General features: G+C 36.1%; 25 protein-coding genes. 22 read left to right on the forward strand and 3 right to left on the reverse strand.

From position 1 onward, the window contains the following. Window positions 1-54 precede the first annotated feature (54 nt). Window positions 55-600, forward strand: a complete 546-nt coding sequence (locus ACZ1JT_RS04610) for a hypothetical protein (RefSeq protein WP_465095276.1) — start codon at window positions 55-57, stop codon at window positions 598-600. Here ACZ1JT_RS04610 and ACZ1JT_RS04615 read toward each other — a convergent pair. Continuing rightward, window positions 584-934, reverse strand: a complete 351-nt coding sequence (locus ACZ1JT_RS04615; RefSeq protein ID WP_465094986.1) for a hypothetical protein — start codon at window positions 932-934, stop codon at window positions 584-586. The genes ACZ1JT_RS04610 and ACZ1JT_RS04615 overlap by 17 nt on opposite strands. 2 nt (window positions 935-936) lie before the next feature. Continuing rightward, window positions 937-1911, reverse strand: coding sequence for a polyprenyl synthetase family protein (locus ACZ1JT_RS04620; protein ID WP_465094987.1), 975 nt, complete (start codon window positions 1909-1911; stop codon window positions 937-939). Window positions 1912-2039: 128 nt separating this feature from the next. Between ACZ1JT_RS04620 and ACZ1JT_RS04625 the strand changes: the two genes are divergently transcribed. The 5 genes from ACZ1JT_RS04625 (at window position 2040) to ACZ1JT_RS04645 (ending at window position 9545) form a co-directional block, all read left to right on the forward strand. Then, on the forward strand, window positions 2040-3131 hold the full coding sequence (locus ACZ1JT_RS04625; protein WP_465094988.1) for an MBL fold metallo-hydrolase: 1092 nt from the start codon (window positions 2040-2042) through the stop codon (window positions 3129-3131). Between the two features lie 125 nt (window positions 3132-3256). Continuing rightward, the gene (locus ACZ1JT_RS04630; RefSeq protein WP_465094989.1) at window positions 3257-3853 is read left to right on the forward strand and encodes a TetR/AcrR family transcriptional regulator; all 597 of its coding nucleotides are present in this window, start codon (window positions 3257-3259) and stop codon (window positions 3851-3853) included. Then, window positions 3853-5190, forward strand: a complete 1338-nt coding sequence (locus tag ACZ1JT_RS04635) for a TolC family protein (protein ID WP_465094990.1) — start codon at window positions 3853-3855, stop codon at window positions 5188-5190. Before ACZ1JT_RS04630 ends, ACZ1JT_RS04635 begins: the two co-directional genes overlap by 1 nt. A gap of 5 nt (window positions 5191-5195) precedes the next feature. Further along, window positions 5196-6269: an efflux RND transporter periplasmic adaptor subunit gene (locus tag ACZ1JT_RS04640; protein ID WP_465094991.1), complete on the forward strand. Its 1074-nt coding sequence runs from the start codon at window positions 5196-5198 to the stop codon at window positions 6267-6269. A 90-nt stretch (window positions 6270-6359) separates the two neighbouring features. After that, window positions 6360-9545 (forward strand): efflux RND transporter permease subunit, encoded by a 3186-nt coding sequence (locus ACZ1JT_RS04645; RefSeq protein ID WP_465094992.1) that lies wholly within the window; start codon window positions 6360-6362, stop codon window positions 9543-9545. Window positions 9546-9725: 180 nt separating this feature from the next. Here ACZ1JT_RS04645 and ACZ1JT_RS04650 read toward each other — a convergent pair whose 3' ends face one another. After that, window positions 9726-10073 (reverse strand): toxin-antitoxin system YwqK family antitoxin, encoded by a 348-nt coding sequence (locus ACZ1JT_RS04650; protein ID WP_465094993.1) that lies wholly within the window; start codon window positions 10071-10073, stop codon window positions 9726-9728. 208 nt (window positions 10074-10281) lie between these two features. Between ACZ1JT_RS04650 and aspS the strand changes: the two genes are divergently transcribed. The 16 genes from aspS (at window position 10282) to ACZ1JT_RS04730 (ending at window position 25516) form a co-directional block, all read left to right on the forward strand. Next, entirely contained in the window at window positions 10282-12036 is a 1755-nt protein-coding gene (aspS, locus tag ACZ1JT_RS04655; RefSeq protein ID WP_465094994.1) for an aspartate--tRNA ligase, read from the forward strand. A gap of 166 nt (window positions 12037-12202) precedes the next feature. Further along, entirely contained in the window at window positions 12203-12403 is a 201-nt protein-coding gene (locus ACZ1JT_RS04660; RefSeq protein WP_465094995.1) for a cold-shock protein, read from the forward strand. 221 nt (window positions 12404-12624) lie between these two features. Beyond that, the gene (locus ACZ1JT_RS04665; protein WP_465094996.1) at window positions 12625-12990 is read left to right on the forward strand and encodes an NADH-quinone oxidoreductase subunit A; all 366 of its coding nucleotides are present in this window, start codon (window positions 12625-12627) and stop codon (window positions 12988-12990) included. Window positions 12991-13002: 12 nt separating this feature from the next. Further along, window positions 13003-13554: an NADH-quinone oxidoreductase subunit B gene (locus ACZ1JT_RS04670; protein ID WP_465094997.1), complete on the forward strand. Its 552-nt coding sequence runs from the start codon at window positions 13003-13005 to the stop codon at window positions 13552-13554. Window position 13555: 1 nt separating this feature from the next. Continuing rightward, window positions 13556-14077 carry an NADH-quinone oxidoreductase subunit C gene (locus tag ACZ1JT_RS04675; RefSeq protein WP_465094998.1) on the forward strand — a complete coding sequence of 174 codons (522 nt, stop codon included), beginning with the start codon at window positions 13556-13558 and terminating at the stop codon, window positions 14075-14077. Between the two features lie 24 nt (window positions 14078-14101). Next, window positions 14102-15337, forward strand: a complete 1236-nt coding sequence (locus tag ACZ1JT_RS04680) for an NADH-quinone oxidoreductase subunit D (protein WP_465094999.1) — start codon at window positions 14102-14104, stop codon at window positions 15335-15337. A 5-nt stretch (window positions 15338-15342) separates the two neighbouring features. After that, window positions 15343-15873 carry an NADH-quinone oxidoreductase subunit NuoE family protein gene (locus ACZ1JT_RS04685; RefSeq protein WP_465095000.1) on the forward strand — a complete coding sequence of 177 codons (531 nt, stop codon included), beginning with the start codon at window positions 15343-15345 and terminating at the stop codon, window positions 15871-15873. A gap of 4 nt (window positions 15874-15877) precedes the next feature. Then, window positions 15878-17245: an NADH-quinone oxidoreductase subunit NuoF gene (nuoF, locus tag ACZ1JT_RS04690; protein ID WP_465095001.1), complete on the forward strand. Its 1368-nt coding sequence runs from the start codon at window positions 15878-15880 to the stop codon at window positions 17243-17245. Between the two features lie 72 nt (window positions 17246-17317). Further along, window positions 17318-18346 carry an NADH-quinone oxidoreductase subunit G gene (locus ACZ1JT_RS04695; RefSeq protein ID WP_465095002.1) on the forward strand — a complete coding sequence of 343 codons (1029 nt, stop codon included), beginning with the start codon at window positions 17318-17320 and terminating at the stop codon, window positions 18344-18346. Between the two features lie 3 nt (window positions 18347-18349). Beyond that, window positions 18350-19399: an NADH-quinone oxidoreductase subunit NuoH gene (nuoH, locus tag ACZ1JT_RS04700; protein ID WP_465095003.1), complete on the forward strand. Its 1050-nt coding sequence runs from the start codon at window positions 18350-18352 to the stop codon at window positions 19397-19399. 12 nt (window positions 19400-19411) lie between these two features. Beyond that, window positions 19412-19954, forward strand: coding sequence for an NADH-quinone oxidoreductase subunit NuoI (nuoI, locus tag ACZ1JT_RS04705; RefSeq protein ID WP_465095004.1), 543 nt, complete (start codon window positions 19412-19414; stop codon window positions 19952-19954). Window positions 19955-19956: 2 nt separating this feature from the next. Further along, complete coding sequence (locus ACZ1JT_RS04710; RefSeq protein ID WP_465095005.1) at window positions 19957-20475, forward strand: NADH-quinone oxidoreductase subunit J family protein; 519 nt, start codon at window positions 19957-19959, stop codon at window positions 20473-20475. Window position 20476: 1 nt separating this feature from the next. Then, window positions 20477-20797, forward strand: a complete 321-nt coding sequence (nuoK, locus tag ACZ1JT_RS04715) for an NADH-quinone oxidoreductase subunit NuoK (RefSeq protein WP_465095006.1) — start codon at window positions 20477-20479, stop codon at window positions 20795-20797. 6 nt (window positions 20798-20803) lie between these two features. Beyond that, entirely contained in the window at window positions 20804-22690 is a 1887-nt protein-coding gene (gene nuoL / locus ACZ1JT_RS04720; RefSeq protein ID WP_465095007.1) for an NADH-quinone oxidoreductase subunit L, read from the forward strand. An 11-nt stretch (window positions 22691-22701) separates the two neighbouring features. Continuing rightward, entirely contained in the window at window positions 22702-24135 is a 1434-nt protein-coding gene (locus ACZ1JT_RS04725; RefSeq protein WP_465095008.1) for a complex I subunit 4 family protein, read from the forward strand. A 13-nt stretch (window positions 24136-24148) separates the two neighbouring features. After that, complete coding sequence (locus ACZ1JT_RS04730) at window positions 24149-25516, forward strand: NADH-quinone oxidoreductase subunit N (protein ID WP_465095009.1); 1368 nt, start codon at window positions 24149-24151, stop codon at window positions 25514-25516. Window positions 25517-25541: the final 25 nt, after the last annotated feature.

Genomic DNA, 25541 nt, shown 5'->3' on the forward strand with positions numbered 1-25541 from the left:
AATCTTCTAATGTTTTTTATACTTTTATATCATAAAATATTCCTATCGATGAAGTTGAAAACCAACCCTTTTAGTTTTTTAACATTTACTTTAACAACCTTTCTTTTTATAACAACACTTTCGATTGCGCAAACCTCAAATTCAACATTACCAAATCATAAAAATGATTTTTGGAAGAATGTGCAGTTTGGAGGAGGAATTGGATTAGGATTTGGAAGTGGTTATAGCAATATTATGGTTGCGCCCAGTGCAATTTACAATGTTAACAACTATTTTTCAACGGGTTTGGGAGCGCAATACAGCTATGTAAAGCAACAGAATTTATTCAATTCTCATTTGTATGGTGTAAGCTTAATTGAGCTTTTTAATCCGATTCCTGAAATACAATTATCGGCCGAATTAGAAGAATTACGCGTTAACAACACCTATACTCAATTTACTCCTGTAATTAAGGATAATTTTTGGAATACCGCTCTGTTTGTCGGCGCCGGATATCGGGCAGAAAATGTTACAATCGGACTCCGATACAATGTACTTTACAAAGAAGCAAATTATGTGTACAGCCAAGCCTGGATGCCTTTTGTTAGAGTTTATTTCTAAACCAGACTTTTTGCCATTCTCGTTTTAAAATCAAGAAAACAACTTGCTCAGAAAGTTCTGTAATATCAGAACCATCTAGTTTTTTAACTTGTTCTTCCGGCACATCGATGATGTATAAAAGATTGAGATATTCGGCAAATTTGAACTGAATCAATTTATAGATTTTTTCATGGAGTTGAACTTTCAAATCGATAGGCGCTATGGAATTTTTGAAGTCTACACTCTCATTGGCAAACGTGAAATCTTTATTGATTTGTTCCACCAACTTAATGTATAAAGTTTCTTTTTGAGCTTCAGAAAGCAACAAATCTGTATTTAAGGGAGCTACAAACATACTTATACTTTTCTACCCATTAACTTTTCACCAAAAGCTTTTAAAATTAGCTTTTTATCAGACTCTATATCCAAACGTTCCAACATGTCAAACGCCATAAAAGTATATTCTTGTATCGCTTTTTGAGTTGCTTCACTAGCCCCTGTGGTAATGAAAATATCCTTAATTTTTTCAATTTTATCTGTATTGTTTGAAGGACGAATTGAAAAAAGATGCTGCAGCTGCTGGCGTTGCTCTGTTTCAGCAAATTCAACAGCTTTTAGGTATAAATACGTTTTTTTATTTTCTATAATATCACCGCCTACTTGCTTGCCAAACGTTTTTGGATCGCCAAAGGCATCTAAATAATCGTCTTGTAGCTGAAATGCAATACCTAGATTCAATCCGAAATTGTAAATCAGAGAAGCATTTTCTTCCGAGGTTTCAGCAACAATAGCCCCCATTTTCATGGCGGCTCCGACTAAAACAGCAGTTTTATATTCAATCATTTTTAAATACTCCGGAATGGTTACATCGTCACGATTTTCGAAATCAACATCCCATTGCTGACCTTCGCAGACTTCCAAAGCAGTCTTGCTAAACAATTTTGCCAAGTTTTGAAATATTTCGGGTTTATACTGTTCAAAATATTGGTAGGCTAAAATAAGCATGGCATCCCCAGAAAGTATCCCCGTATTGATATCCCATTTTTCGTGAACTGTTTCATGTCCTCTTCGCAAAGGAGCATCGTCCATGATATCATCATGAATCAAAGAGAAATTATGAAAAACCTCAACTGCAGTAGCCGCAGCCAATGCCTTAGTATAATCTGCATTGAAAATCTCAGCAGTCATTAGTGTTAAAACCGGACGCATTCTTTTTCCACCTAACGCCAAAATATATCGAATAGGCTCGTATAAATTATTAGGCTCTCTTTCAATCGAAATTTCTGAAAAATGTTCGGAAATAATTTCTTGATACTCGGAAATGGAATGCATACTCTTATTTTTCGGCTAAAGTACTTCATTTTAACTTTATTACAAACGTTAATTTTTTTATAAAAACTAGGAAACTTTTTAAGTATTAAAAGTTTCCTTACTACATTTGCATCATTAATTTGAATATCATGACACTTTTAATTATTCTATTGGCAACAATTCTTTTCATTGGGCTATTCCTTACATCGCCAAGATTTGGAAGCCTACCGAAAAATAGTGATATTGAGCGCTTAAAAACATCTGAAAATTACAAAAATGGTAGTTTTCAAAACCTCAGCCACACACCAGATTTAACAGAAGGAGCAAACTTTTTTTCCGTTTTAAAAGAATTTTTATTTGAGAAAAAAGAACGAAACAAACCAAAAGAAGAAATACCCGTATTTAAAACCGATTTACATGCTTTAGAACCAAACAAAGACATTATGGTTTGGTTTGGACATTCGTCGTATTTTATCCAAATTGATGGAAAACGAATTTTGGTCGATCCCGTTTTGAGTGGATCAGCTTCTCCAGTATCATTTACCACAAAACCTTTTAAAGGAGCAAACGCCTACTCTCCCGAGGACCTGCCTTTTGTGGACTATCTTTTTATAACGCACGACCATTGGGATCATTTGGATTATAAAACCATTACAAAAATCAAACATAAGGTTGGTATTGTTATTTGTGGTCTAGGTGTTGGAGCGCATTTAGAGCGTTGGGGATTTACTAAAGAACAAATTATTGAAAAAGATTGGAACGAAAAGATAATCTTAAACAACGATTTTATTGTAAATACAATTCCAGCCAGACATTTTTCTGGCCGTGGTCTAAAACGAAACAAATCGTTATGGCTTTCGTTTGCTTTAAAAACACCAACCATGAACCTTTATCTGGGAGGCGACAGTGGTTACGATGACCATTTTAAGAAAGCTGGCGAAAAATTTGGACCATTCGATCTAGCCATTTTGGAAAATGGCCAATACGACAAAAACTGGAAATACATTCATATGACTCCTGATGAAGTTATTCAAGCCACAAAAGATTTAAATGCAAAAAAGCTTTTCCCGGTACATTCTTCAAAATTCGCCTTAGCAAACCATGATTGGGATGAACCTTTAAAAAGAATCTCAAATCTCGCTGCCGAATCGAACACGTATTTAATTACACCACGAATTGGAGAATCCGTTTACTTAAAGTACGATCAAAAATTTGCTAAATGGTGGGAATTCATTGAGTAAAACTCAAAAACCATATCATATCAAAAGCCCCGAAATGAAGTAATGTTAAAAAAATGTAAAAACTTTGGAAACTATTTTTGTGTTGAAAGTTTCCATTGTACATTTGCAAAGAATTTAAATGGATTATGAAAGAGAAAATTATATCGAAAGCCAGTGACATGTTTTTAAAACTAGGCTTTAAAAGCGTAACGATGGATGATATTGCTGGAGAAATGTGTATCTCCAAAAAAACCATCTATAAATATTTTTGCAACAAAGAAGTACTCATTGAAGAATCGACTGCTACTGTTCACAATCAAATACATGGAATAATAGATTCGATAGTACTAAAAAACTTTAATGCCATTGAAGAAAATTTTGAAATCCGCAAAATGTTCCGAGAAATGTTTAAATCAATTGATTCATCACCCTTATATCAATTAAAAAAGCATTATCCTTCTATCTACGAAAAAATTATTTCCGAAGAAATACATGCGTGTGATGCTTATTTTGAAAAAAACATTCTTAAAGGCATTAGTGAAGGTTTGTATCGAAAAGAAATGGATGTAAAAGCGGCTGTAAAATTTTATTATACGCTTATTTTCAACATCAATGAAAATACATTCTATGAAAAAGAAGCACAGGAATTAGAACTACTTGCCTTAGAATATCATACACGCGCCATTGCAACCCAAAAAGGAGTAACCGAATTAGAAAAACACTTACAAAATCTTAACAAATAATGAGAAAACTAATAATACTATCATTCTTAACGGTAGCATTTTCACTTAACGCTCAAGAAGTGAAAGAACTTACGCTTAAAGATGCCATAACATTTGCTTTGGAGAACAAATCGGATGCTAAAAAAGCGGCTTTAAATGTAGAAAATAGCGAACATCAAATTGCAGAAGTTCGCGCCATGGCATTACCTCATTTAAGTGTAAACGCTGGGTTAACATACAATCCTATTTTACAGCAAAGCGCTTTACCTGGAGAATTTTTTGGTCAACCTGGAAGCGTTGTTATGGTTCCTTTCGGTCAAAAATGGAATAGTAATGCCGTAGCCACATTAACACAAAACTTATTTAACCAATCGGTTTTCACAGGCTTAAGAGCTGCTAAAAGCACGAAAGAATTTTATGCCATTAACCAACAGCTTACCGAAGAACAACTTATCGAAAAAGTAGCCAGTAGCTATTACCAAGTGTATGTTACAAAGCAAAAGTTGATAATTGCAGAAACCAACTTAGAGAGCACCAAAAAAGTACGCGAAATCATCAAAGGACAATACGACAACGGATTAGCTAAAAAAATTGATTTAGATAGGATTTCAGTTAAGGTAAGCAATTTAGAAGCTGCGCGTCAACAATTGAATAATGCAGTTCAACTGCAAGAAAACACTTTGAAATTCTTTATTGGAATGCCGATGGATCAAACTGTCAAACTTCCGGAAAACACGATCGATGTTACTGCAGAAGCATTTACTGATAAAGCAGAAATAAGCAACAGAACCGAAATGGCACTTCTTAAAAAACAACAACAATTGTTGAGTTTTCAAAAAAAGGCATACCAAGCCGAATATTATCCCTCGCTTTCATTAAGCGCAAATTATGGATACCAAGGTTTAGGAAAAGAATTTCCATGGTTTGCCAAACCGATAGATAATGTATACTGGACCGACTTCTCCTCGATTGGTTTGAATTTACACATTCCGCTTTTTAGTGGTTTCGGAACTCGTTCAAAAGTGCGTCAAGCCGAAGTTAGTCTGAAAAAAATTGAAGAGGATATTAAAGACACAGAGCTTGCATTAAACTATGGTTTCGAAAATGCTAAAACACAAATGAACAATAGCATTGTCAACATCAACACACAAAAAGAAAATGCCGCGTTAGCAAAATCTGTTTTAGAAAACACAAAGAACAATTACGTAAATGGTTTGGCTTCGCTAACCGAGTTATTGGATGCTGAAAATGCGCTTTCTGAGGCACAAAACAATTATACTACAGCACAATTAGAATATAAATTAGCTGAAATACAGATAATCAAATCAAAAGGAGAATTAAAAAATCTAGCAAAATAACACCTATGAACAAGAAAATAATCACCGGAGTAATCGTATTAGCCTCATTAGGTTTAATCGGATTTATATTAAGCAAGAACAAAGAAAAAAACGAAGCAAAAACTGCTGTTGTAGCCGAAAATAACGCTACTGTAGTAGTTAAAGTGGATACGGTTAAAACCGAAACCGTAAATCAAGACTTCATTGCTAACGGAACCTTTGCACCTTCACAAGAATTAAACTTCGCTGCAGAAAAATCAGGAAAAGTAATTCGCGTTTTGGTTAAAGAAGGAGATCGTGTAAGTGCGGGACAAACACTTGCAATTGTTCGTGGCGATGTTATTAATGTAGAAGCACAAACTGCTAATGCAAATTATCAGAATGCATTAAACGATTACAATCGATTTGAAAGCGCATACAAAACAGGTGGTGTTACAAAACAACAATTGGACCAAGCTCGAATTAATATGGTTAATGCAAAATCAAGATTAACTCAGGCTAACATTAGCGTAGGTGATACTCATATTAAAGCTCCATTTAGCGGAATCATCAACAAAAAATACATTGAAGTTGGAACTATCTTAAGCGGAATGCCGCCAACTCAAATGTTTGAAATTGTTAACGTAAGCAAGTTAAAATTAAATGTAACTGTAAATGAAAATCAGGTTAGCAGTTTAAAAGTTGGAAATCCTGTTAAAGTAAACGCCACGGTTTTTCCTGATAAAACTTTTAACGGAAAAATCACTTTCATCGCTCCTAAAGCCGATTCGAGCTTAAACTTTGCCGTTGAAATTGAAATTGAAAACAATGCGAATGGCGACCTGAAAGCAGGTATGTACGGTAGTGCAACTTTTGTACCTACTACTACAGATAAAACACCATTAATGATTGTACCTAGAAATGCTTTTGTTGGAAGTGTAAGTGCGAACGAAATTTTTATTGTTAACAAAGACGGTTTGGCTTCAATGAAAAAAGTTACTGCAGGAAGAATTTTTGGTGAGAAAGTAGAAATTTTAAACGGACTCTCAAATGGCGATATTGTTGTAACCAGCGGACAAATCAATTTAACAGAAGGATCTAAAGTTACCGTTATTAAATAATTGAGAAACAAGCATAAAGAGTAAAAACTAAAGTCGACAATTCATACCGACTAAGCTCTTGGTTGCATCTCTTTTAAACTAAAAAAATATATGAAATTAGCAGAAATATCCATAAAACGTCCGTCGCTTGTAGTCGTGCTCTTTACGATTTTAACATTAGGAGGTTTGTTCAGTTACAGCCTTTTAGGATACGAATTGATTCCTAAATTCGAGCAAAATGTAATTAGTATAGCTACGGTTTATCCGGGTGCTTCTCCTGGAGAAGTTGAAAACACGGTAACGAAAAAAATTGAAGATGCAATTTCTTCAATGGAAAACATTAAAAAGATTGAATCAAAATCGTACGAAAGTTTATCGACTATTGCGGTTCAACTTACCAGTAATGCCGATGCCGATGTTGCTCTAAATGATGCGCAACGTAAAGTAAATGCAGTACTAGGTGATTTACCCGACGATGTAAAACAACCTTCACTTAGCAAATTTTCATTAAGCGATTTGCCAATCATGACCATTGGAGCTAACGCAAAAATGGACGAAGTAGCTTTTTACGATTTAATCGATAAAAAAATCAAACCTATATTATCTCGTGTAAATGGGGTTGCGCAAATAAATTTAGTTGGTGGTGCCGAAAGAGAAATTCAGGTTAATTTGGATGCCGACAAAATGAAAGGATACGGATTGGCTGTTCCTCAGGTACAACAAGCCGTTTTAGCTTCCAATTTAGATTTCCCAACAGGAAATATTCAAACACGAGACCAAAAAATATTAATCCGTTTAGCTGGTAAATACAAAACAGTTGAAGAACTAAGAAACCTTGTTGTTTCAAGCATGAACGGATCGCAAATTCGCCTTGGTGATATTGCCGATGTTCAAGATGCGCAAAAAACAGTTGAAAAAATTGCTCGTGTTGATCAAAAAAATGCTATCATACTTCAAATCATTAAGCAGTCTGATGCCAATGCTGTAGAAGTTAGTGAGCATGTTCAAGCTTTATTAGGACAATTAAAAACCGACTATGCCAAAGACCATTTAGAATTAAATATTGCGAACGACAGTTCTGTATTTACCTTACAAGCTGCCGATTCTGTAATTCACGATTTAATTTTAGCAGTATTATTGGTTGCCTTGGTAATGCTTTTCTTCTTACACAGTGTTCGTAACTCATTAATTGTAATGGTTTCCATTCCGGCTTCCTTAATTGCAACCTTTATCGGATTTGTAGTTATGGGATATACCTTAAACTTGATGAGTTTATTAGGACTATCGCTTGTTGTAGGTATTTTGGTGGACGACGCCATTGTAGTACTCGAAAACATCTATAGGCACATGGAAATGGGTAAAAATAGAGTTCGAGCTGCATACGATGCAACTGCTGAAATTGGCGGAACAGTAACTTCGATTACTTTGGTGATTGTAGTGGTATTCCTTCCAATTGCTATGAGTACTGGTTTGGTTTCTAACATCATTACTCAGTTTTGTGTAACCGTAGTTATTTCAACATTATTATCCTTATTATCTTCCTTTACCATTGTTCCTTGGTTATCTTCCCGTTTTGGAAAACTAGAACATATTGAAGGCAAGAATTTATTTGGCCGAATCATTTTAGGTTTCGAAGCACAATTAACCAAATTCACCAATTTTATTAGCGGATTATTAGAATGGGCATTAGCTACTACATTACGAAAAATAGCAATCATTATTAGTGTTACTGTTTTATTCTTTGCCGTACCAATGATTATGATGGGTGGCGGCTTTGTTGGAGGGGAATTCTTTGCTCGTTCTGATGCAGGTGAATTTTTAGTTCAGATAGAAATGCCAAAAGATGCTTCGTTAGAACAAACTAACTTCATGACTCAAAAAGCAGAAGCTTTTCTAAAGAAACAAGAAGATGTTACCAGTTTAATCACAACAGTAGGACAAACTTCTGAAGGATTTTCTGGAACACAAGCTACAGCGTACAAGTCTGAAATTCGTGTAAAAATGGTAGATCAAGACCAACGTGAAGATGACTCGTATGTATATGCCGCGAAAATAAAACGCATGCTTCAGAAAGAATTGGTAGGCGCAAAAATCAAAACGGTTGGCATGAGTATTATGGGTACTGCCGAAGAAGCTCCTCTAGCTTTAGTTGTAACCGGAACTAGTCTTGACAGCGCTATGGTGTTTGCCAAAGCAGCGGAAAAAGAATTATATACTGTTCCGGGAGCATCCGAAATTCGCTTATCGGTTGAAACTGGAAATCCGGAAATCAACGTTCAGGTGGATCGTGATAAAATGGCAGCGCTTGGATTAAACCTGCAAACCGTTGGTATGACTATGCAAACGGCATTTAGCGGAAACACCGACAGTAAATTTAGAGCAGGAGAATACGAATACGATATCAATTTAAAATATAACGATTTCAATCGTAAAAACATAGATGATGTTAACAACCTTACCTTTGTTAATGCAATGGGGCAACAAATCAAACTGTCGCAATTTGCTTCAGTAAAAGAAGGTTCAGGCCCAAGTCAGTTAGAACGTCGTGACCGTACAGCATCGGTAACCATTAAAGCGCAAACCGTTGGTCGTCCTGGTGGTAGTGTGGCTGCAGATTGGCAAACTAAATTTGAAAAAATTCGCAAACCAACCGGTGTAAACTACATTTGGGGTGGTGATATGGAAAATCAAACAGAAGGTTTTGGTACTTTAGGTTTTGCTTTATTAGCCGCTATCGTATTGGTTTACTTAGTAATGGTTGCATTATACGATAGTTATATTCATCCGCTGGTTGTATTGTTTTCCGTACCATTGTCTTTAATCGGTGCAATGTTAATTCTTGGTTTAACAAACAATTCCTTAAACATCTTTACAATTTTAGGAATCATCATGCTAATTGGATTGGTATGTAAAAATGCGATTATGCTAGTTGACTTTACCAACCAACGTAGAGCTGCAGGAGAAACCATCCACGACGCATTAATACAAGCAAACCATGCGCGTTTACGCCCAATTTTAATGACCACTATTGCCATGGTTTTCGGTATGTTACCAATTGCCTTAGCTTCAGGCGCAGGTGCAGAATGGAAAAACGGTTTAGCATGGGTAATTATTGGAGGATTAATCTCTTCTTTATTCTTAACCTTGGTGGTAGTACCTGTTATCTATGATGTTATGGATCGCATCGTACACAAATTCACCAAAGGCGAAACCAAAGATTACAGTGCATTAATGGTAGAAGACTATGTTCCTAACGAAATTAGTGAAGATGGTTTTACACCTTCTCATAAAATGTAATTGATTAATTTAATTTGTTGAAGAGCCGCTACAGTGATGTAGCGGTTTTTTATTAATAGTAAAAGAAGGTTTCTAAAAACAAGAATGGCTGTCACTACTCTGTAACAGCCATTCCTCTTTAAAAACGGTGGTTTTAAATCCTACAAACAGATGCAATCTTTTCTCGAAAGCAGACCGTGATTAATTTCTGTTTGCCAACCCGTCTTTAGACCACTTCTTAACATCAGCGATTTTACTTTTAGTATAATCTACCTCTGCTAAAGTTGCGTTATTCCAAAAAAACCATTTTCCGGTTTTTAATCCGTCTGTATATTCTCCAATAGATTGTTTTGAACCATCTTCGTTAAATGCAATCCATTTTCCATGTAACTTTCCATCTTTATAAAAGCCTTCTTGCTTCACTTGTCCATTATCATAGAAGTACGTAGCCTTAACTGTTTTTCCAACTATCTCGTACTTAGGCTCAATGTTTTGTGCGAACAACATTCCCGAAAACATCAATAATCCTGCAATTAGACTCTTTTTCATAGCATTTTTGTTTAATAGGTTAACAATTATATAACGAAGTTACAAATTATTTTACATTCACAAAACTTTTACTTAACAATTTGGTAACATTGATGTAAAACTTAACACAGTCAAGTATTTTCCTACAGTTAAAAATTCACATTTAAAAAGGCTAATCTGCATTTTAAAGTCAAAAAATAAAACTTAAATTTGTGCAAATTTTTTAAGGATGTACAGAAGTCATACTTGCGGAGAATTAAATGCTTCGCACATTAATAAAGAAGTTACATTATCCGGTTGGGTACAAAAAAGTAGAGATAAAGGATTTATGATTTGGGTTGATTTACGTGATCGCTACGGAATTACCCAATTAATATTTGACGAAAGCCGAACAGATAAAACAGTTTTCGAATTGGCCAAAACTCTTGGTCGTGAATTTGTCATTCAAATTAAAGGAACTGTAATCGAGCGTGAATCGAAAAATGCCAACATGGCAACTGGAGATATTGAAATCCTAGTTTCAGAATTAACCGTATTGAACACAGCCATTACCCCACCTTTCACTATTGAAGATGATACTGACGGTGGAGAAGACATCCGAATGAAATACCGTTATTTGGACATTCGAAGAAATCCAGTACGTAATAGCTTATTGTTCCGCCATAAAGTAGCACAAGAAGTTCGTAATTATCTTTCTGCTCAAGATTTCTGTGAAGTAGAAACACCTTATTTAATTAAATCTACTCCAGAAGGAGCTAGAGACTTTGTCGTGCCTTCACGCATGAATCCAGGACAATTTTATGCTTTACCACAATCGCCGCAAACGTTCAAGCAATTGCTAATGGTAGGCGGTATGGATAAATATTTTCAAATTGTAAAATGTTTCCGTGATGAAGATTTACGTGCAGACCGTCAGCCGGAATTCACACAAATCGATTGCGAAATGGCTTTTGTGGAGCAAGAAGATATTTTAAATGTATTTGAAGGTTTAACAAGACACTTATTAAAAAAATTAAAAGGTATAGACGTAGATAAATTCCCAAGAATGACCTACGAACATGCTATGAAAACCTACGGTAACGACAAACCAGATATTCGTTTCGGAATGGAATTTGGCGAATTAAACACCGTAGCACAACATAAAGAATTTGGAGTTTTCAATGCTGCTGAATTAGTTGTTGGAATAGCAGTACCTGGCGGTGCATCGTACACGAGAAAAGAAATTGACGCTTTAATTGACTGGGTAAAACGACCACAAGTTGGAGCTTCGGGCATGGTGTACTGTAAATACGAAGCCGACGGCAGCTTAAAATCTTCTGTAGATAAATTCTACGATCAAGAGGATTTGAAAAAATGGGCTGAAATTACAGGCGCTAAACAAGGAGATATCATTTTTGTATTATCAGGACCAGCAAACAAAACAAGAGCTCAGTTAAGCGCTCTTCGCATGGAAGTTGCTACCCGATTAGGATTACGCAAACCTGAAGAATTTGCCCCGTTATGGGTTGTTGATTTCCCACTATTGGAATTTGACGAAGAAAGTGGTCGTTATCACGCAATGCACCATCCTTTCACCTCACCAAAACCGGAAGACATGCACTTATTAGCTACTAATCCCGGAGCTGTACGAGCAAATGCATACGATATGGTTTTAAACGGAAATGAAATTGGAGGCGGTTCTATTCGTATTCACGATAAAGAAACACAACAATTAATGTTTAAATATTTAGGGTTCACAGAAGAAGAAGCTAAAAATCAATTCGGATTTTTAATGGATGCTTTTCAATTTGGAGCACCACCACATGGCGGCTTAGCTTTTGGATTAGACCGCTTAGTAGCCATTTTAGGCGGACAAGAAACCATTCGTGATTTCATTGCATTCCCTAAAAACAACTCCGGAAGAGATGTAATGATTGATGCGCCTTCTGCCATCGACAACAAACAACTCGATGAACTTTTCATAAAATTAAATCTAAATTCATAAAGAAAAAGCGGCCAAATGGTCGCTTTTTTAATTTTGCAACAATTAATTGACTTTAATTTAAAATTTTCAATACTTCATACTTTTTTTTGAAATTTATTAGCAAAAACTTGTTTGTTACAGAAAAAAGTCTATCTTTGGTACATTATTAATTATTTTTTATTTAAGAATGCGCACAGGCAAAGTAAAATTTTTTATTGAATCTAAAGGATACGGATTCATTACAGACGATGAAACAGGAAATGACATTTTCGTTCACGCGACAGGTCTAAACGCCGAATCTTTAAGCGAAGGAACTCGTGTTTCATACGTTGAAGAAGAAGGAAGAAAAGGTAAAGTAGCTGCTCAGGTAGCTGTTATCGAAGATTAATATATATTTTTGATTACCTAAGATCACAAACCGCTCAATGAGCGGTTTTTTTGTTTTACTACACAAACAAAACTTAAACATCAGTTAATTATTTGTAATTAGTCTAAATATGTTTTAACTTTATTCTTCTATAAAACGCCAAAATCATTAAAAAATTGCGTTGCGAATAAAGTTAAGGAATGTATATTTGTGAATTGATTTTCTTTTAAAGAATTTTTAACATGCAAACGAACCAAATCGACTACATTCCTATCATCATGCAGCTCCTTTTAGCTACTGGGTTTGTGGGAACTACGATCGTAATTTCGGGGTTATTAGGCCCTAAACGCCATTCTGCCAACAAAGACAAAAACTTCGAGTGTGGAATTGAATCTGTTGGAAATGCCCGCATTCCATTTTCTGTAAAATACTTTTTAGTAGCAATCTTATTTGTGCTTTTCGACGTTGAAGTTATATTCATGTACCCATGGGCTGTTAATTTCAAAGCAATGGGATGGATGGGATTAGCTAAAATGGGTATCTTCATGACACTTTTGGTAATTGGTTTTTACTATGTTATCAAGAAAAGAGGTTTAGAGTGGGAATAAAATATTAAAAAAATGAGCGATTCATCAAAATATACAACGGTTGAACCACCGGAAGGATATGCCGGAGAAGGTTTCTTTGCAACCAAATTAAGTGATGTTGTAGGTCTGGCTAGAGCTAATTCTTTGTGGCCCCTACCATTTGCAACGTCATGCTGCGGAATTGAATTCATGGCAACCATGGCATCTCACTACGATGTGGCACGTTTCGGATCGGAACGTATGAGTTTCTCACCACGTCAAGCAGATATGCTTTTGGTAATGGGAACAATTGCCAAAAAAATGGCGCCAATTTTACGTCAGGTTTACGAACAAATGTCTGAACCAAAATGGGTTATTGCTGTTGGAGCTTGTGCGTCTTCAGGAGGCGTTTTTGACACGTATTCTGTACTTCAAGGAATTGACAAAGTAATCCCTGTAGATGTATATGTGCCGGGATGCCCTCCTCGTCCTGAACAAATTCTTGACGGAATCATGCGCTTACAAGAAATCGTTAAAAACGAATCTGTTCGCCGTAGAGGATCAGACGAATATAAAGATTTATTAGGTTCTTATAACATCAAATAAAATGGCATTAGAAACCGCTGTAATACAAAATAAATTAATTGAAAACTTCGGATTACAAGTGTCCGATTTTGTTCAAATACACGATATCTTAACTTTTGAAGTAAATCCTGATTCAATCTTAGAGGTAATGAAATACCTAAAAGATGATTCTGTAATGCGCTTTAACTTTTTAACCGATGTTTGCGGAATTCATTATCCTGATTACGAAACCAGTCGCCAATTTGCAGTAGTATATCACATGCACAATTGGGTAGACAATGTTCGTATTCGAATCAAATGTTACCTAAACGGAGAAAATCCAGAAATTGATTCTGTAACCTCATTGTTTTTAGGCGCTAACTGGCAAGAAAGAGAAACGTATGATTTTTACGGAATTATCTTCAAAGGTCATCCACAATTGAAACGAATTCTAAACATGGATGAAATGACCGTTTTCCCGATGCGAAAAGAATTCCCATTGGAAGATGGAGGAAGAACCGATAAAGACGATCGTTTCTTCGGAAGAACGAAACAAAATTGCTAATAATAACCTGAAATAAAAACCCAAATGTCAGATCTATTATTAACGCCGGAGAATCGATTCGCTAAAGAAATCGAAAAAAGAAGAAACGAAGACGGAAGTGAACTTTCTGTTTTAAATCTTGGTCCAACCCACCCGGCTACACACGGTATTTTCCAAAATATTCTTTTAATGGATGGTGAGCGTATCATCGATGGAGAAGGAACGGTTGGATATATTCACCGTGCGTTTGAAAAAATTGCTGAAAACCGACCATTCTATCAAATCACAGTATTAACAGATCGTATGAACTACTGTTCTGCACCTATTAATAATATGTGTTGGTGGATGACTTTGGAAAAGGCTTTAGGTATTGAAGTGCCAAAACGTGTTCAATACATGCGAGTAATCGTAATGGAATTAGCACGTATTGCCGATCATATCATCTGTAATTCAGTATTAGGAGTTGACACCGGTGCTTTAACCGGATTCTTATACGTTTTCCAATTCCGTGAAAAAATATATGAAATCTACGAAGAAATTTGTGGTGCTCGTTTAACTACAAACATGGGTCGTATTGGTGGTTTCGAGAGAGACTGGAGCCCAGCTGTTTGGAAAAAAATTGACGCTTTTTTAGAAGAATTCCCTCCAATTTGGCAAGAATTTGAAAATCTTTTGACAAGAAACCGAATCTTCATGGATCGTACCATTAATGTAGGTCCGATTTCTGCCGAAAAAGCAATAAGCTATGGATTTACAGGTCCAAATTTACGTGCTGCAGGTATTGATTATGATGTTCGTATTGCACAACCTTATTCATCTTACGAAGATTTCGAATTTAATATCCCAGTAGGTCAATCAGGTGACACCTACGATCGTTTTTGTGTTAGAAATGCCGAGGTATGGGAAAGTTTAAGTATCATCAAACAAGCTTTGGCTAAACTACCAGAAGGTCCTTTCCATGCCGATGTTCCTGAATACTACCTACCTCCGAAGGAAGATGTATATTCTACAATGGAATCGTTAATCTGGCACTTTAAAATCGTAATGGGTGAAGTACCTGTACCTTTAACCGAAGTGTATCACGCAGTTGAAGGCGGTAACGGTGAATTAGGTTTTTATTTAATCACCGACGGAAGTAGAACCCCATACAGACTTCATTTTAGAAGACCTTGTTTTATATATTATCAAGCATTTAACGACATGGTACGCGGACAAATGTTATCAGATGCCATTGCAACACTATCAAGTTTAAATGTTATTGCTGGAGAACTAGACGCTTAATGATTATGGAAAAATATATCTACAAACAGGATATCAATATCACTCCCGAATTAATGGCTCGCATCAACGAATTGCTAAGTCATTATCCTGAAGACAAAAAGAAATCTGCCTTGTTACCCGTTTTACATGAAGTACAAGATGCTCATGACAATTGGTTGAGTTACGAACTACAAGATAAGGTAGCAGAAATATTAAACATCCTCCCAATTGAAGTGTACGAAGTAGTTTCTTTTTACACTATGTTCAACCAAAAACCAATTGGAAAATATATGTTCGAATTTTGCAGAACTTCGTGTTGTGCAACTCGTGGTGTAGAAGATTTAATGGATTATACTTGTAATAAATTAGGAATTAAAGAAGGCGAAACCACTGTCGATGGCATGTTCACCGTAGTTGGTGTTGAATGTCTAGGAGCTTGTGGATACGCCCCTATGATGCAAGTTGGTGATTTCTATCACGAGAATCTAAATCAAGAAAAAGTAGATCAGTTAATCTCCGATTGTAGAGCTGGTAAAATAACATTACACGATAAGTAATACCATGGGAAGAAAGATATTATTAGACAAGATAAATATTCCGGGTATCAAAACCTATGAAGTTTACCGTCAAAATGGTGGTTATGCTTCTGTGGAAAAAGCATTGAAACAAATGACCCCGGACGAAGTTACCGAAGAAGTAAAAACTTCTGGGTTACGTGGTCGTGGAGGAGCTGGTTTCCCAACTGGACTTAAATGGAGTTTCATCGATAAAAAATCCGGAAAACCAAGACATCTAGTTTGTAACGCTGACGAATCTGAACCAGGTACGTTTAAAGATCGTTACTTAATGGAATACATCCCTCACTTATTAATCGAAGGAATGATTACTTCAAGTTATGCTTTAGAGGCAAACTTGTCGTATATCTATATCCGTGGGGAATATATGTGGGTATATAAAATATTAGAAAGAGCCATCAAAGAAGCCTACGCTGCAGGTTGGTTAGGAAAAAATATTTTAGGAACTGGATATAATTTAGACCTTCATGTTCATTGTGGTGCAGGAGCTTACATATGTGGTGAAGAAACAGCACTAATTGAATCTTTAGAAGGTAAAAGAGGAAACCCAAGAATCAAACCGCCTTTCCCGGCAGTTAGTGGTTTATGGGCAAATCCTACTGTAGTTAACAATGTTGAATCTATTGCAGCAGTGCCTTGGATTGTTCTTAACTCCGGTGAAGAATATACAAAAATTGGAATTGGCCGTTCTACTGGAACAAAGCTAATTTCAGCATCTGGACACATTAAAAATCCAGGAGTTTATGAAATCGAATTAGGTTTATCGGTAGATGAATTCATGAATTCTGATGAATATTTAGGAGGAATGTTAAACGACAGACCTTTAAAGGCTTTAGTTCCTGGAGGTTCTTCCGTGCCTATTCTTCCAGCGAATTTGATTTTCAAAACCGCTAATGGTGAAGACCGTTTGATGACCTACGAATCCTTATCCGATGGTGGTTTCGCTACAGGTTCCATGTTAGGTTCCGGAGGTTTCATTGTGTATAACGACACTACTTGTATTGTTCGTAACACTTGGAATTTCTCTCGCTTCTACCACCATGAATCATGTGGGCAATGTACGCCTTGCCGTGAAGGAACTGGTTGGTTAGAAAAAATATTACACCGTATCGAAAACGGTCACGGCCGTGAAGAAGATATTGAACTGTTATGGAGCATTCAAAGCAAAATTGAAGGAAACACGATTTGTCCTTTAGGTGATGCGGCTTCTTGGCCTGTTGCTGCAGCAATCCGTCACTTCAGAGAAGAATTTGAATATCATGTACGCTTCCCAGAAAAAGTAAAAAATAGAGATCACTTTGTGCACGAACCTTTTGAAAAAGTACGTCACTTAGTTGGAAAAACAATAGTATAAGTAAAGTAAAAAGGGATAAGGAATAAGGGTAAAGTAAACACCCCTTTGACCTTACACTTGAAACAATAGAATATGAAAGTAACAATAGACGGTCAGGAAATACACGTAGAACCGGGGACAACAATCCTTCAGGCTGCGCGAATGATTGGAGGCGAGTCCGTACCGCCGGCGATGTGCTACTATTCCAAATTAAAAGGAAGTGGTGGTAAATGTCGTTGTTGTTTGGTGGAAGTATCTAAAGGTAGCGATGCCAACCCTACTCCTATGCCTAAATTGGTAGCCTCATGTGTTACCGGTGTAATGGACGGCATGGAAGTAAATAGTAAAAATTCAGCTCGTGTGGAAGAAGCAAGGAAATCGGTTACCGAATTCTTATTAATCAACCACCCGTTAGATTGCCCGGTGTGTGATCAGGCTGGAGAATGTGATTTACAAAACTTAAGTTTCCAACACGGAAAATCGGAAACTCGATTCATTGAAGAAAAAAGAACTTTTGAGCCGGAAGATATCGGTCCTAATATTCAGTTGCACATGAACCGTTGTATTTTATGTCAACGTTGTGTGTTAGCGGCAGACCAATTAACCGATAAGCGAATTCATGGTGTAATCAGCCGTGGAGATCATGCTCAAATTTCTACTTGCTTATCCAATGCAATCGATAATGAATTTTCAGGAAATGTTATCGATGTTTGTCCAGTTGGTGCCTTAACCGATAAAACGTTCCGATTCAAATCGAGAGTTTGGTTCAACAAACCATACAACGCTCATAGAAATTGTGACAAATGCTGTGGAAAAACTACGGTTTGGATGTTCGGAAATGAAATTCAACGTGTTACAGCTCGTAAAGACGAATACCACGAAGTAGAAGAATTTATTTGTAACACTTGTCGTTTTGACAAGAAAGATGTTAATGACTGGGTAATTGAAGGACCTCGAAAATTCGAGAAATTCTCGGTTATCAATAGAAATAACTATGCGCTTCACGCTCCAAAAGTGGAAATCAATACCGAGAAATTTATTTTAGAAGGTCGTGAGCAAGATCAGATACGTATCAGTATGGTGGATGTTCCTGAAAAAAATAATGGTAATTCAAATTCTTAAAACATGGACAGTGCAATTATCATAGAAAAAGGAATTTTCATTCTAGCAATTTTCGCAGTAACCATGTTTATGGCGATGTATTCTACACTTGCAGAACGTAAAATCGCAGCTTGGTTACAAGACCGTATTGGTCCAAACCGTGCTGGTAAAGGTGGAATTTTACAACCTTTGGCCGATGGATTGAAACTTTTCGCTAAAGAAGAGTTCATGCCAAGTACTCAAAACACGTTCTTATTCGTTTTAGGACCGGCTATTTCCATGTCGATGGCACTAATGACTAGTGCTGTTATTCCTTGGGGAGACAAATTGGAAATTGCAGGAAGAACAGTAATCTTACAAGCAACCGATATCGATGTAGCGATGTTATACATCTTCGCAGTATTATCTGTAGGTGTTTATGGCATCATGATTGGAGGTTGGGCTTCTAATAATAAATTCTCCTTAATGAGTGCTATGCGTGCTTCTTCCCAAATGATTTCATACGAAGTTGCCATGGGATTAGCCATCATTGCATTAATTATGGCAACCGGTACTTTGAGTGTGCGTGAAATCGCTGCACAACAGTCTGGTTTTTGGAACGACGGATGGTTTACATGGAACGTGTTTAAACACCCAATAAGCTTTTTAATTTTCTTAGTATGTTCGTTTGCCGAAACCAACAGAACACCATTCGATTTAGCAGAATGTGAGGCTGAGTTAATTGGAGGTCACCACACTGAGTATTCTTCCATGAAAATGGGATTCTATTTGTTTGGTGAATATGCTGCAATGTTTATCTCATCTGCTATCTTATCTATCTTATATTTCGGAGCCTATAACTACCCTGGATTTAATTGGGTTGTAGAAAATTGGGGTGTAAACGCTGCAAACATTTTAGGAATTATTGCTTTGTTTACCAAAATTTGTTTCTTCATCTTCTTCTATATGTGGATTCGCTGGACTATCCCGCGTTTCCGTTACGATCAGTTGATGAATTTAGGATGGAAAATGTTGATTCCGCTAGCTATTGCTAACATTGTTATTACGGGATTGGTTATTGTACTAACCCAATAAATTGGAAAAGAAATGTCATTAGATACTATTTCATTATCAGGAAAGAAAAAAGAGGTTTCCAACAAGAAGATGACCTTCTGGGAAAGCCTTTATCTAGTTGCTATCTTTAAAGGATTGATGATTACAATTCGTCATCTTTTCAAAAGAAAAGTAACCATAAAATATCCGGAACAAAAACGCGAATTAAGCCCGGTATACCGTGGTCAACACATGTTAAAACGCGATGAGTTTGGTAGAGAAAACTGTACGGCTTGTGGTATGTGTGCTGTTGCTTGTCCAGCAGAAGCCATTACTATGAAAGCTGCAGAAAGAAAACCAGATGAAAAATTATTGTACCGCGAAGAAAAATATGCAGAAATCTACGAAATCAACATGTTGCGTTGTATTTTCTGTGGTTTATGTGAAGAAGCTTGTCCAAAAGACGCCATTTACTTAACCGAAACCAAAGTTATGGTGCCTTCTGCTAGTCATCGTGAGGACTTTATTTTTGGTAAAGATAAATTGGTTATGCCTTTAACGGAAGCTATGAAAAATCGTCAAAATCAGTTAAGTTAATTATGGGAATAGGAGAAATTATTTTTTACGCTTTAGCCACTATTACACTTGGAACTGCTCTATTGACAATCTTCAGTAGAAATCCAATTCACAGTGCTTTGTCATTGGTAGTTTGTTTCTTTTCAATTGCCGGACATTATTTATTATTGAACGCTCAGTTTTTAGCCATCGTACATATCATTGTTTACTCGGGTGCTATCATGATTTTGATGTTGTTTACCATCATGTTAATGAATCTGAATAAAGAAGATGAATCACACAAACCTCTAGCTGCAAAATTAGCGGCTACGATAGCGTTTTGCTTGGTTGGTTTAGTTTTACTGGCTGGTTTATTAAGAACCAAACCGGTAGTAGAAAGCTATTATTATTCTGGCAAAGATTTCCAATCGATTAAAGTACTTGGTCAGGTTTTACTGGATCAATATATGGTTCCTTTCGAATTTGCTTCCGTATTGTTATTGGTTGCCATGATTGGAGCGGTGTTAATTTCAAAAAAAGATAAAGAAAAAAGCCTAAAATAATATGGAAACAATTTTAAGAGAAATCGGAGTAGAAACCTACTTGTATCTATCTGCCTTATTATTCAGCATAGGCGTTTTCGGAATTCTATTACGAAGAAATGCCATTGTGATGTTTATGTCAATTGAAATTATGTTGAATGCAGTAAACATGATGTTGGTGGCTTTTTCAACATACCACCAAGATGCAGACGGTCAAGTATTTGTATTTTTCTCTATGGCCGTTGCTGCAGCAGAAGTTGCCGTTGGTTTAGCGATTTTGGTTTCAATTTTTAGAAATCACGGATCGGTTGATATTGATAATTTAAAGAATTTAAAAGGATAATCCCGAATGGAGACAAGTTTAGTTTTACTCTTATTACTGGCCCCTTTTGTTGGGTTTTTATCTAATATTTTTATAGGAAAACAATTCGGAAGAACTGGTTCTGGTGTTTTAGGCACTATAGCTGTTGTTGTTTCTTTTATTGCAACAACTGTTTTCTTCTTACAAGTAAACGAATCCAAACAAGCCATCCACATTCATTTGTTCGATTGGATTGTTATGGGAAAATTTAACATTGGTTTTGACTTTCTATTGGATCAGCTTTCCCTGCTTTGGTTGATGTTCGTTACGGGAATTGGATCGTTAATTCACATCTATTCCATAAGCTATATGCACGATGATGAAAACATGCATAAATTTTTCGCTTATCTAAATCTATTCATCTTCTTCATGATTACGCTTGTAATAGGCAGTAACTTATTGATTATGTTTATTGGTTGGGAAGGTGTTGGATTGTGTTCGTACTTGCTAATCGGATTCTGGTATAAAAACCAAGACTATAATGATGCGGCAAAAAAAGCCTTCATCATGAACCGTATTGGAGATTTAGGTTTCTTAATTGGTATTTTCATCATTGGTTATTTGTTCAACACGCTTGACTTTGTCACGCTAAAAGAAGCGATTTTAGCCGGTAAAGGTACCACAGACCTAGCTCTTATTGGAACAGCTACCCTATGTTTATTCATCGGTGCTTCGGGTAAATCGGCACAAATTCCGTTATATACTTGGTTACCTGATGCGATGGCGGGGCCTACTCCGGTTTCGGCATTAATTCACGCCGCAACCATGGTTACTGCAGGTATCTTTATGATTACGCGTCTGAATTTCTTATTCGATTTAACGCCAAATGTTCAAATGATTATTGCTGTAGTTGGCGCTATTACTTCATTAGTAGCAGCGACTATTGGTTTGGTTCAAAACGATATTAAAAAAGTATTGGCATATTCTACAGTATCGCAACTCGGCTTAATGTTCTTAGCCTTAGGATTAGGAGCTTATGAAGTTGCTGTTTTTCATGTAATCACACATGCTTTCTTTAAAGCGTGTTTGTTCTTAGGGTCGGGTTCGGTTATTCATGCCCTCCACGGAGAACAAGACATGAGAAGAATGGGTGGTTTAAAAGGTGTTATGAAAATTACTTTTGTAACGTTCTTGATTGCTACGCTGGCAATTTCGGGAATTCCTCCTTTTGCTGGTTTCTTCTCTAAAGATGAGATTTTGATGACGGCTTTCCATCATAATAAAGCTTTATGGCTTATTGCTGCAGTAGCTTCAATTATGACAGCGTTTTATATGTTCCGTTTATTATACCTTACATTCTTCAAAGATTTCAGAGGTACAGAAGAACAAAAACATCATTTACATGAAAGCCCAGGTTTAATTACCTTTCCATTAATCGTACTTGGAATTCTTTCCGCTGTTGGTGGTGCATTGAGCTTACCTGGAAACAGCTGGTTAAACACCTATCTTCAACCTATTTTCGCACATAAAGCACATGCAGAACATCATTTAGACGGAACTGCTTATATGTTAATGGGACTAGCAGTTGTTGGTGCATTGGTTGGAATTGGTATAGCTTATATGATGTATATCAAAAAAGCTGAAGTTCCAGCAGAAGATGATCAAATCACAGGCTTTGCTAATGTGGCATATCATAAATTTTATGTTGATGAAATTTATAGTGCTATCATTGTGAAACCGATATATGCTCTTTCAAAATTTTCAAGAGATTATATAGAAAAGGGCATTTCAAGTCTTGTCTTTGGTATTGGAGATGTGGCAAACGGCTTGTCATTACAAGGTAAAAAATTACAGAACGGGAATATTGGTTTCTATTTATTTGCTTTTGTATTTGGACTTTGTTCGATAGTGTATTATTTATTCTTTGTTCGATAATCTATTTAAAAATGGACGTAACTATATTACTCATTCTACTATTCATTGGTGCTTTAGCAACGTATTTTTCAGGAAATGCCATTGCTTCGAAAGTGGCGCTATTTTTCAGTTTAGCCGCTTTAGCTACATCGTTATTCATTTTAAATCAGTTTTATCAAGGAATTGACTGTAGCTTTTCTGCACAATGGATTAAAAATCCTAATGTATTATTTGCCTTAAAAGCAGACGGTTTGTCTTTAGCAATGGTTCTTTTAACCACTGCCCTGACACCTTTGATTATACTTTCCTCATTTTGCAACAACTTTAGTAATGCAAAAAATTTCTATGCTTTAGTATTGTTTATGGCTTTTGCAATGACCGGTACCTTTTTAGCATCAGACGGATTTGTATATTATATTTTCTGGGAACTTTCATTAATTCCTATTTATTTTATTGCCTTATTATGGGGGAATGGAGATGCCGAAGAGCGTAAAAAAGCGGTAATTAAATTTTTCATTTACACTTTTGCTGGTTCTTTATTTATGTTGGCTGCCTTCATCTATTTATACCAAAAAGCAGGTTGTTTTAAATGGGATGTTTTAGTAGGCTTGACATTAACTTCAACTGAAGAGTTTTGGATTTTCTTGGCTTTCTTCTTAGCTTATGCTATTAAAATTCCTTTGATCCCTTTCCATACATGGCAGGCAAACGTATACCAAAAAGCACCAACTGTTGGAACAATGCTTTTATCGGGTATTATGCTAAAAATGGGATTGTACTCGGTGATTCGTTGGCAATTGCCAATTGCACCAAACGCAGCAAAAGAACTTCAATACGTTATCATTGGCTTAAGTATTGCCGGAGTTGTATATGGTTCGATTGTTGCTTTGAAACAAAAAGATTTAAAGAAACTTCTAGCATATTCTTCCCTGGCTCACGTTGGGTTAATTGCAGCCGGATGTTATGTTTTAAATATGGATGGTTTACGCGGTGCAGTTCTACAAATGATTGCTCACGGATTTGTAATCGTTGGATTGTTCTTTGCTGCTGAAGTGATTTACAGACGTTACGAAACAAGAACCATAAGTGAAATGGGAGGTATTCGTCAGCAAACTCCAAAATTCGCCTCTATGTTTATGATTTTGGTATTAGCTTCTGTAGCCTTACCAGGAACGTTTAACTTCATTGGAGAATTTACCGTTTTATATAGCTTATTTACAGAAAACATGTGGTTCGCCATTATTGGTGGAACAACAATTATATTAGGTGCGTTTTATATGTTACGCATGTTCCAACATGTTATGTTAGGAGAAACAAATACAAAGATATTCGCAGACGTTAAAACTTCAGAGAGTATTGTTTTTGTTTTAATCATTGGATTTTTATTGTTCTTCGGATTATATCCGAAACCAATTATCGAATTGATAACCCCTAGCATACAAGAAATTTTAGTTCACATTAAATAAATTAGACCGCAGAATGAATACTTTAATAGCAATTGCAGTTTTAGGCGTTATCGTCCTTTTGGCTGAGATTTTCAACTTAAGAAAAGCCATTATTCCTGTTACATTAGCAGGTTTAATTGCCATTTTAGGTCTGACGGTAAACGATTTTGGTGTAAACGAAACTTACTACAACAACATGATACGTGTGAATAATTTCACTGTTATGTTTTCGAGTTTGTTTATTGTTCTTACATTTTTCCTTATAGCGTTAAGTCATAATTTCTATGAAGATCGTGCTTCAAAAATATCCGATTTTGTTTCTATAAAATTATTCCTTTTAGCAGGAGCGGTTTCTATGGTTTCTTTTGGAAATTTAGCAATGTTCTTCTTAGGGATTGAAGTATTATCCATTGCTTTATACATTTTAGCTGGAAGTGACCGCTTAAATGTTAAGAGTAACGAAGCGGGTATGAAATACTTCCTTATGGGTTCATTCGCTTCAGGAATTATTCTTTTTGGAATTGCACTTATCTACGGTGCAGTAGGTTCTTTTGACATGGATATGATTTATGAAGCTTCCAATTCGGCAACTACTGCCGACTGGTTTTATATTGGTGTTTCGATGATTACCGTAGGAATGTTGTTCAAGATTGCAACCGTTCCGTTCCATTTCTGGGCTCCAGATGTTTATGAAGGTGCACCGGCTCTAACTACTGCTACCATGAGTACGCTAGCTAAAGTTACTGCTATGGCGACTTTCTTTAAACTAAATATGGCTATGAATGGCAATATGAAATTCGAATATGAATTGGTTATTGTTATTGTTTCTATAGCTTCTATGACAGTAGGTAACATTATGGCCTTACGTCAAAACAATGTAAAAAGAATGTTGGCTTTCTCGGGAATTTCACATGCCGGATTTATGGTAATGGCATTATTGAATTTACAAAATGCAACCGGAAGTTTATATTATTATTCTGTTGCTTATGGCCTAGCCGGTATTGCAGCATTTACAGTAATCATGTATGTATGCCGAGGAAAAAACAATGAAGATATTGAAAACTTCAACGGTTTAGGAAAAAGAAATCCACTAATGGCGATGATACTTACAGCATCATTACTTTCTATGGCGGGTATCCCAATTTTCTCTGGATTCTTTGCTAAATTCTTCTTGTTGAATCAGGTATTACAAGCAGGTTGGTTAATTTTAGTAATTGCCGGTGTAATCAACTCAATGATTGCGGTTTACTATTATTTCAAAGTAATTAGTGCTATGTACACTAAAGAAGCAACAGAAGAAGTTACTCCAGTTCCATTCGCTTTTTATTTTGTGGCAGTTGCAGCCATGGCGTTAAACATTGCCATTGGTCTTTTCCCATCTGCCTTAATGGACTTATTCTAAAAGAAAAACACTTAAAATAGAAAAG

The sequence above is a fragment of the Flavobacterium sp. IC2-16 genome (assembly GCF_055521455.1).

Coding starts and splice junctions, on each gene's coding strand:
- ACZ1JT_RS04615 (WP_465094986.1), bottom strand. CDS start 934: ATGTTTGTAGCTCCCTTAAATACAGATTTGTTGCTTTCTGAAGCTCAA.
- ACZ1JT_RS04620 (WP_465094987.1), bottom strand. CDS start 1,911: ATGCATTCCATTTCCGAGTATCAAGAAATTATTTCCGAACATTTTTCA.
- ACZ1JT_RS04625 (WP_465094988.1), top strand. CDS start 2,040: ATGACACTTTTAATTATTCTATTGGCAACAATTCTTTTCATTGGGCTA.
- ACZ1JT_RS04630 (WP_465094989.1), top strand. CDS start 3,257: ATGAAAGAGAAAATTATATCGAAAGCCAGTGACATGTTTTTAAAACTA.
- ACZ1JT_RS04635 (WP_465094990.1), top strand. CDS start 3,853: ATGAGAAAACTAATAATACTATCATTCTTAACGGTAGCATTTTCACTT.
- ACZ1JT_RS04640 (WP_465094991.1), top strand. CDS start 5,196: ATGAACAAGAAAATAATCACCGGAGTAATCGTATTAGCCTCATTAGGT.
- ACZ1JT_RS04645 (WP_465094992.1), top strand. CDS start 6,360: ATGAAATTAGCAGAAATATCCATAAAACGTCCGTCGCTTGTAGTCGTG.
- ACZ1JT_RS04650 (WP_465094993.1), bottom strand. CDS start 10,073: ATGAAAAAGAGTCTAATTGCAGGATTATTGATGTTTTCGGGAATGTTG.
- aspS (WP_465094994.1), top strand. CDS start 10,282: ATGTACAGAAGTCATACTTGCGGAGAATTAAATGCTTCGCACATTAAT.
- ACZ1JT_RS04660 (WP_465094995.1), top strand. CDS start 12,203: ATGCGCACAGGCAAAGTAAAATTTTTTATTGAATCTAAAGGATACGGA.
- ACZ1JT_RS04665 (WP_465094996.1), top strand. CDS start 12,625: ATGCAAACGAACCAAATCGACTACATTCCTATCATCATGCAGCTCCTT.
- ACZ1JT_RS04670 (WP_465094997.1), top strand. CDS start 13,003: ATGAGCGATTCATCAAAATATACAACGGTTGAACCACCGGAAGGATAT.
- ACZ1JT_RS04675 (WP_465094998.1), top strand. CDS start 13,556: ATGGCATTAGAAACCGCTGTAATACAAAATAAATTAATTGAAAACTTC.
- ACZ1JT_RS04680 (WP_465094999.1), top strand. CDS start 14,102: ATGTCAGATCTATTATTAACGCCGGAGAATCGATTCGCTAAAGAAATC.
- ACZ1JT_RS04685 (WP_465095000.1), top strand. CDS start 15,343: ATGGAAAAATATATCTACAAACAGGATATCAATATCACTCCCGAATTA.
- nuoF (WP_465095001.1), top strand. CDS start 15,878: ATGGGAAGAAAGATATTATTAGACAAGATAAATATTCCGGGTATCAAA.
- ACZ1JT_RS04695 (WP_465095002.1), top strand. CDS start 17,318: ATGAAAGTAACAATAGACGGTCAGGAAATACACGTAGAACCGGGGACA.
- nuoH (WP_465095003.1), top strand. CDS start 18,350: ATGGACAGTGCAATTATCATAGAAAAAGGAATTTTCATTCTAGCAATT.
- nuoI (WP_465095004.1), top strand. CDS start 19,412: ATGTCATTAGATACTATTTCATTATCAGGAAAGAAAAAAGAGGTTTCC.
- ACZ1JT_RS04710 (WP_465095005.1), top strand. CDS start 19,957: ATGGGAATAGGAGAAATTATTTTTTACGCTTTAGCCACTATTACACTT.
- nuoK (WP_465095006.1), top strand. CDS start 20,477: ATGGAAACAATTTTAAGAGAAATCGGAGTAGAAACCTACTTGTATCTA.
- nuoL (WP_465095007.1), top strand. CDS start 20,804: ATGGAGACAAGTTTAGTTTTACTCTTATTACTGGCCCCTTTTGTTGGG.
- ACZ1JT_RS04725 (WP_465095008.1), top strand. CDS start 22,702: ATGGACGTAACTATATTACTCATTCTACTATTCATTGGTGCTTTAGCA.
- ACZ1JT_RS04730 (WP_465095009.1), top strand. CDS start 24,149: ATGAATACTTTAATAGCAATTGCAGTTTTAGGCGTTATCGTCCTTTTG.